Source organism: Collinsella sp. TF07-1 (genome assembly GCF_003437235.1).
In the GTDB taxonomy this organism is placed as follows: Bacteria; Actinomycetota; Coriobacteriia; order Coriobacteriales; family Coriobacteriaceae; genus Collinsella.
Window position 1 is genome coordinate 1 of the sequence record NZ_QSRV01000036.1, and the last position, 7,961, is coordinate 7,961.

Genomic DNA, 7,961 nt, shown 5'->3' on the forward strand with positions numbered 1-7,961 from the left:
TGCGGAAACGCGGGGCCCGTTCAGGCTGTTGCGTTGAGATTGAAAATCAACCAGAGTTTTTTGAGCCCGTTTCGAGCAAATCCCATCGGTTCCATAGGAGTAAACTTGCTCCACCCAATGCTCGAAAGGATAGGCATGAAAGAACTCTCCAACCGCACGGCGGCGTTTACCGATTCGGTCATCCGCCGCATGACGCGCATCTCCAACAAGTATGGTGCCGTCAACCTGTCGCAGGGCTTCCCCGATTTCGATCCCCCGGCGCAGCTGCTCGATAGCCTCAGCACCATTGCCACCGACCCCAAGCCGCTTTACCACCAGTACTCCATCACCTGGGGCTCCCAGGCCATGCGCGAGGCGCTTGCCACCAAGCAGGAGCACTTTATGGGCATGCCGATCAACCCCAACGAGAACATCGTGGTCACCTGCGGCTCCACCGAGGCCATGATGGCCGCCATGATGACGGTCACAAACCCCGGCGACAAGGTCGTCATTTTCTCGCCGTTCTACGAGAACTACGGCGCCGACACGATCCTCTCGGGCGCTGAGCCCATCTATGTGCCGCTCAACCCGCCCACCTTTGACTTCGACCGTGAGGTCCTCGAGGCAGCCTTCCGAGACAACGATCCCAAGGCAATCGTCCTATGCAACCCGTCCAACCCCTGTGGCAAGGTCTTTACCCGCGAGGAGCTCACCTTTATCGCAGACCTGTGCAAAAAGTACGACGCCTACTGCATCACCGACGAGGTATACGAGCACATCGTCTACGCGCCCCACGAGCACGTCTATATGGCCACGCTGCCCGGCATGTTCGAGCGAACCATCAGCTGCAGCTCGCTGTCCAAGACCTACTCCATCACCGGCTGGCGTCTGGGCTACACTATCGCCCCTGCCGAAATCACCGAGCGCATCAAGAAGGTCCACGACTTCCTCACCGTAGGCGCCGCCGCTCCCCTGCAAGAGGCCGTCGTCACCGCCCTCAACTTCGACGACAGCTATTACCAGGAGGTCCTCGACCTCTACACCGCCAAGCGCGACCTATTCTGTCAGGGACTCGACAGCATCGGCCTCACGCACAACGTGCCGCAGGGCGCCTACTACGTGATGATGGACATCTCTGAGTTTGGCTATGACAGCGACCTCAACTTCTGCGAGGATCTGGCCTCCAAGGTGGGCGTGGGCGCCGTTCCGGGCTCCAGCTTCTTCCGCGAGCCCGTCAACCACCTCATCCGCTTCCACTTTGCCAAGCGAGACGAGACGCTCAACGCGGCGCTGGAGAACCTCGAGTCTCTGCGAGATAAAATCAAGCCGCGCTGGTAAGGACAGCCCGACAACTATAGGAACCAAAGAAGCCTCGCACCGTCCACCGCGTTGCGAGGATTCTTTTTATAGCGCTTTCTTACATTGTTTAGGGCGCTATACTTTAGTGACAGAGCAACTCGTCATAGAGAGAGGAACACTATGGCAGAGCAGCAGCTTATCGGAGCGCTCGAGGCCGGCGGCACCAAGATGGTCTGCGCCACGGGCTATGCAGACGGTATGGTCCTGGAGTGCGAGCAGATCGCGACCACGACCCCGCAGGAGACCGTCGAGGCCGTCAACGCATGGTTTGCAAACAAGGGCATCGCCGCACTGGGCATCGGAGCTTTTGGCCCCACCGCAGTCAACCCCGCCTCGCCCCAGTACGGCAAGATCTTGGAGACCCCCAAGACGGCATGGCGCTACTTTGACCTGCTGGGCACCATTCAAAACGAGCTCGACATTCCCTGCGGCTACGACACCGACGTCAACGTCGCCTGCCTGGGCGAGGTCACCTTTGGTTGCGCCCAGGGCCTCACTGACGTGGCGTATCTGACCATCGGCACCGGCGTGGGCGCCGGCGTGCTTTCGGGCGGCCAGCTCGTGCACGGCATGATGCACCCCGAGGCCGGTCACATCCTGGTCACGCGCGACCCGCGCGACACCATTGGCGAGCACAGCGGCTGCCCCTTCCACGACAACTGCCTCGAGGGCCTCATCGCCGGCCCCGGCGTTAAAAAGCGCTGGGGTGGCAAGAGCGCCGGAGAGATGGCCGATGACCCGGAGGCCATGGACCTGCTCGCCGGCTATCTTGCGCAGGCGCTCATGACCTACATCCTGTGCTATGCACCGCAGAAGATCGTCATCGGTGGCGGCGTGGCCGACCACACCCCCATCGCGCCGCTCGCACGCAAGAAGTGCGCCGAGATGCTCAACGGCTACATCGTCACGCCCGAGATGGCCGACATCGATAGCTACATCGTCAACAACAGCCTCGAGGGCAAGCAGGGCATCATGGGCTGCCTGGCCCTAGGCGCACAGGCGCTTCAGTAACAGACGCACCCGCAGGGCGTGGCGCACCCGGCAAATCCGACCTATGGAACGACGCCGCCACACCTCATATAAGCCCTCCAATAAAAAAGGCCGCCTAGGACCAAACAATGCGTCCTTAGGCGGCCTTTTTGGCGCACATCAGCGACCGTAAGAGATATCGGAGCACAACGCCCGTTGCCGCTCCACAGCAGTCGATCATCACATCAGTGATCATGCCGGCGCGTCCCGGCACAAAGAGCTGAATCGTCTCGTCGATCGAGGGAATCAGCAGCAGGAACACTGCCGTGGGCAGCAGCACGTCAAAGGTGCGTCGGCCCTCAAAATCAAAGGCGTGCGTTGCCAGGATGCCGAGCACCAAATACTCGGTAAAATGCGCGCACTTACGAACAACAAAGTTGGTCACCCATTCATATGGAAGTCCCACGCCGTGCAGGAAACCGCGGATAGCTTCCATGACCGTTAGGCTCAGTGAGCCCGACCCCGAGCCGGGAACCAGCGAATTGCCCCAGATCAAGAGCGCCATCAGGCAGGTTACGACCGCCCATTTTCGATTGATCTTAACCATGCAGAAGTTATGCCTCCGCACGGAGCGGCGCGAAGCTGGCGGTACCGCCCTCGATAACGCTCAGATAAGCACGGCCCGTACGCTTGGCGGTAGAGGACTGAAGACGCTCGATCTCTTCCTCGAGGATCTGATTGACGCGCTCGTGACGACGATTTTCCATAATGCCGGCGGCAATAGCCTCGGCCCGCTCGATGCTCTCACGCGAGATACGGGCAGTATCCTCGGGGAACACAGCACTGTGACGGCCGACATAGGCGGGGGCAGCAGGCTGAGGGGCAGCGACGGGAGCGGGGGCTGAAACAGGAGCAGGCTCGTCAATCTCATCCAGAATCGCGGTGGCGGCGGCCCACATACCCTCGTGGCCCGAGTAATCGGCCATGGGGACATCAACCTCGAGCGAGGCGTCCGGAAGGTCGCCGGTGTCGATGCGATCTTGGGCATCAATCGATGCGGTGATGGCTGCAGGCTCATCGAGGTCATCGAGATCGATGCCCGCGGCACCGGAGATGATAGGCATGCTGGCGAGGTTTGCATTGTACGGCGCAGCCTCAGCCGCCTGCTGCTGGGCAGGAGCGCCCCAAAGCGAGCTTTCGGCGGCACGGCGGGCGGCAACAGCCTCCTCGTCCGCGGTCATGGCTTCATCAACGTACGAATTATCGGCAGAAGCGTTCGCGTCCGCCGAGGTAGCGCTGTAGGCGTTATTGACCGCCGCATTGGCAACGAGTGCCACGAAAGCCGCCGTGCTGCCCGCAGGGGCGGCCCGGGAGCCCGACACGGCGCGTGCCGCGGCGGCGATATCATCGCGATTGAAGGAGCCGGTCTGCCCGCCGTTGGTGAGCTCGTCGATGGCGACTTGATAGACGTCGCGCGAGCGTGCAGGGTCGCAGCTCACCGGCGAATCGTCGTCGAGCATGCTGTCGATCATGGACCAAGCCTCGGCCTCGTCCATAGCATCTGCGGCTCGAGCGATGGTAGGGACACCATCATCGGCATGACGGCGCTGGAACGCACCAGTCAGGCCGGAAAGGAATGCCGAGGTAGACTGCTCCGACTGAGCCTGAGAAGCAGAAGCCGCAGCGTACGGAATCGCATCCTGCTGCTGAGCTGGAATCGAGGCGGTCTTGAACTCGCTTTGATGCTGATTGAGATTGGCGGCACCGCCCATGGCATCGGGCTGGAACAGACGCTCTTCACGCTGCGCACGATACTCGGAGATACCCAGCGAGGCGGCATAGATACCCACGCCCGCCACCGCGCCCACGGCGAAGGGAACTGCACCCGCCACGACCGTCTCGTTCACCGACGAAAACGGCAGCGTCGCGGCATACATAACCACGGGAGCGGCAAGGCCGATCCCGCACGAAAGTCCGGCAAGGACTGCTCGTTGTGTTGCATCAGAAGAAGCCATGAGCTCTCCCCATCTTCCAGCACCCAAATCGCATCATTCAGTTGGCTGCGCGAGAGAAGATGAAGCGGGGCTATGCCCCAAAGCAACGGTATATGGTTCGTTTCATCTGCGTTTTCCGTCGCGAAGCTTAAAAGTTATTATGCGAAACCGACCCTCCGATTGCAAGCGGCGATGCCGGATTGTGGCTCGAAAACCGCTGCTTGTCGGTCATAAGGTCAAAAAATGTTGCCGAGTGGCACCATAAAGAAAGGGCCGGGATATAAACCCCGGCCCTATTGCCCATTCTTATGGCAGCTTTGCGCGCAGTTATGGTCTAAAACGTCTGCTCGTAATCACTGTGTTTTTTGGCCGAACGCACCAGGAACTCCTGGTTGGTGTTGGTGCCCTTAAGACCCTTGATAAACGACGCCGCCGCGCGCTCGGTATTGTTCATGCCGGCGAGTATGCGACGCAGGCCAAAGACAAACGGGCGCATCTGCTCGTCGACCAGCAGGTCCTCGTTGCGCGTACCGGAGGCAACGGGATCGATGGCCGGGAAGATGCGACGATCGGCAAGGTCGCGGTCGAGCTTGAGCTCCATGTTACCGGTGCCCTTGAACTCCTCAAAGATGACCTCGTCCATCTTTGAGCCGGTGTCGATGAGGGCGGAGGCAAGAATGGTAAGCGAGCCGCCGTTCTCGATGTTGCGGGCTGCACCCAGGAAGCGCTTGGGCGGATACAGGGCCGCCGAATCGACACCGCCCGAAAGGATACGGCCCGAAGCGGGCGCCGCCAGGTTGTAGGCGCGGGCAAGACGCGTGATGGAGTCGAGCACCACCACGACATCGCCGCCCAGCTCCACGATGCGCTTGGCGCGCTCGATGACGAGCTCGGCCACGCGGGTGTGGTTGTCGGCGGGCATATCGAAGGTCGAGGCCACGACCTCGCCCTTGATGGAGCGCTGCATATCGGTGACCTCTTCGGGGCGCTCGTCGACGAGCAGGCAGATCAGGTGCACCTCGGGGTTGTTAATCGAGATAGACTGGCAGATCTTCTTGAGGATCGTGGTCTTGCCGGCCTTGGGCGGCGACACGATCAGGCCGCGCTGGCCCTTGCCGATCGGCGACACGATATCGATGGCGCGACCGGTGATGGAGTCCTTGCCGTGCTCCATACGCAGCGGCTCGTTGGGATAGACCGGGGTCAGATCGCCGAACTTGGGGCGGTTGCGGATCTGCTCGGGATCCAGCCCGTTGACGGTCGTGATCTTGGCGAGGCCGGCGCGCTTGTCGCCGCCGCGCGAGGGGCGCAGGGAGCCCTCAATGACATCGCCCGTGCGCAGGCGCGCGGAGCGGATGAGGTAAGCCGGAACGAAGGCGTCGTCGTTGGACTTCATATAGCCATGGGCATGGATGATGCCGGAGCTGTCCGGACGAATCTGCAGGATACCCTTAATGTCGCGGAAGCCCTCGGCCTTCGCGGCGGTGGTGTAGATCTCCTCGACGAGCTCAGCCTTCTTTTTGCCGGTCGTCTCGATCTCGAACTCTTTTGCCTTCTCGCGCAGCTCGGCGACCTTCATGGCCGCAAGCTCCTCGCGCGAAAGCGTGGGCTCGGTGGGGGCGGCGTTACGCTCCTTGTTGCGCTGCTTGCGGTCGCGCTGGCGGTTGCGGCGGTCGTTGTTGCGATCGTCCTTGCGCTCGTTGCGCTCGTCGTTGCGCTTGTGCTGGCGACGGTTGGGACGAGTGCCGTCTTCGCCCTCGGCGGGCGCGGCGCCATCGGTTGCGACGGCGTCAACATTGGCCGCAGCGGCGTCATTGGCCTCGGCGCCGGTATCGACCTGCGCTTCGACGCCAGCCTGCTGCTCGGCGGCCTTGGCCTTAGCGGACTTCTTACGGCCGCGCTTGGGTTTCTCGGACGCAGGCTGTTCGACGTCCTGGGGCTCGGCGGCATCAGCCGATGCATCGGCGGTCGTCTCGGCGGAATCCTCGGACGCGCCCTTCTTGGAGGCCTTAGCCTTGGACGTGCGCTTAGCAGCGGTGCGACGGCTGCGACCGGGACGGACGTCGGCGGGCTCGGCATCGGCGAGAGCGGCCTCGGAAGTCGTAGCATCCTGGACGGGTGCATCGGCAGCGGTTGCAGACTCGGCGGTCGCCGCAGCATCCCGAGCGGCGGCGGCTGCTGCTGCGGCCTTCTCTGCCTCGACAAAGGCCTTGGGCTTGCGACCGCGACGGTGCGGGCGCAAAGCCAGATCGACAACGGGAACTTCGTTGGCCTCGACAGGCGCAGCGGGCTCAACAGGCAATGTGCCCTCCCCTGCCGCGGAACGGACCGAAGCCTCAGTGAGCTCGGGGGCTACCTGTTCCGCAACTTGCTCGGCCTTAGCAGCCGTGCGGCGGCGTGTGCGCGGTGCCGGCTTCTCGGTCGGCAGGTCGGCGGCAGGGGTCTCGATGGCGGCAGGCGTCTCGGGCACAGACGGAGCTGCAAGCTCGGTCAGAGCCGCGGCCTCGCGCTCGGCAGCACGACGGCGGGCGCGCACCACCTGAGCCTCGCTAATCTGCGCCAACGCACGTGCCTGCGCGACCTCATCGGAAATCGGCGCCGAGGAGTCAGCTGCAACGGTGCGCTTGGCGCGCGTCGTGCGCGTGGTACGGCGCTTGGGCTTGGTGACCTCCTCGCCGTCAGCGGCAGGCTTGGCCGTGCGGCGCGCGAGCTTGGGCTTTGCCGGAGCAGCCTCCTCACCAGTTGCAGGCGCAGGCGTCGAAGCAGCCTTAGGCGTCTCGGGAGCCGAGGCTTGCGCGGGCGCCGCGACCTGGTCCGACGCAACCGGTGCAGCGGGAGCGGCTTGCGTCGTCGTTATTTCGTTTTCTTGCTGTTGATCAGACACAGTGTTTGCTCAACTTTCTTTTCAAGCCCTGTGATCACATGCTCCCTGCATAAACCTTCAGGGCGGCTAAACAGTCTAGTTCCGTTCAAAACGACGGACATCATTGATCTGTATCGAGATGATTGCGTCAACTACGCAGCGTTAGTGTAACACAACCGCCGCCACCTGCAACTTAGTCATTGGGGGCGTTCTTAAACGACTAGTCAAAAGGGACACTCTTTGGTCTACCACCCACAAATCAGACTGCCTCCGCCAAAACTATGGCGGTTTACTACGACGAATCGATCAACCGCGACCACTCCGAAACATGTTGAACTAAAAACCGCAGGTAGATGCCTTGCGCTTTTTTGCGAAAAGCCGGCGTGGTTGGAAATTCCCAATTCATCGTAGTAAACCGGCATAGTTTCGTATTTCCAGCAGTTCCAAATTCGTCAATACGTCGGCATTTGCGAAAAAAGCCCGACCTCCGTGGGAGATCGGGCTTATAGGGCTCAGTTAAACCAAACCTACACGGTCAAATGACCCGCAGGTTACATCTGCTCGGGCGCGGAAACGCCAACGAGGGTGAGCACCAGGGCGAGCGTCACGCGGACGGCATCGCAAGCGGCCAGACGGGCACGCGAAAGCTCGGGGTCGACGGGACGGCCCTCGCTCGGCAGCACCTGGCAGGCAGCGTAGAAGCTGTGGAAGTCACCGGCGAGTTCCTCGGCAAAGTGGGTCAGACGGAACGGGGCGCGATCGCAAGCACAGCTGGCGATCAGGGCGGTGAGCTCGTT

The 7,961-nt window shown here is 61.9% G+C and carries 6 protein-coding genes; 2 read left to right on the forward strand and 4 right to left on the reverse strand.

All coding sequences use genetic code 11. The features are described from left to right. The first annotated feature begins 135 nt into the window (after window positions 1–135). Both DXC67_RS09745 and DXC67_RS09750 read left to right on the forward strand, forming a co-directional pair. Window positions 136–1,317, forward strand: a complete 1,182-nt coding sequence (locus DXC67_RS09745) for a pyridoxal phosphate-dependent aminotransferase (RefSeq protein ID WP_117638218.1) — start codon at window positions 136–138, stop codon at window positions 1,315–1,317. 141 nt (window positions 1,318–1,458) lie between these two features. Continuing rightward, window positions 1,459–2,349, forward strand: a complete 891-nt coding sequence (locus DXC67_RS09750) for an ROK family protein (RefSeq protein WP_117638219.1) — start codon at window positions 1,459–1,461, stop codon at window positions 2,347–2,349. 115 nt (window positions 2,350–2,464) lie between these two features. On the opposite strand, the gene DXC67_RS09755 is transcribed toward DXC67_RS09750, so the two are convergent. From DXC67_RS09755 to DXC67_RS10710, 4 genes are all read right to left on the reverse strand, one after another. Further along, window positions 2,465–2,914, reverse strand: a complete 450-nt coding sequence (locus DXC67_RS09755) for a VanZ family protein (protein WP_117583742.1) — start codon at window positions 2,912–2,914, stop codon at window positions 2,465–2,467. 7 nt (window positions 2,915–2,921) lie between these two features. After that, window positions 2,922–4,322 carry a hypothetical protein gene (locus tag DXC67_RS09760; protein WP_117638220.1) on the reverse strand — a complete coding sequence of 467 codons (1,401 nt, stop codon included), beginning with the start codon at window positions 4,320–4,322 and terminating at the stop codon, window positions 2,922–2,924. A 313-nt stretch (window positions 4,323–4,635) separates the two neighbouring features. Next, a complete protein-coding gene (gene rho, locus DXC67_RS09765; RefSeq protein ID WP_233503227.1) occupies window positions 4,636–7,185 on the reverse strand; it encodes a transcription termination factor Rho in 2,550 nt (849 codons plus the stop codon). Window positions 7,186–7,715: 530 nt separating this feature from the next. After that, a partial coding sequence (locus DXC67_RS10710; protein ID WP_255413355.1) for a DALR anticodon-binding domain-containing protein occupies window positions 7,716–7,961 on the reverse strand: 246 nt, incomplete at its 5' end.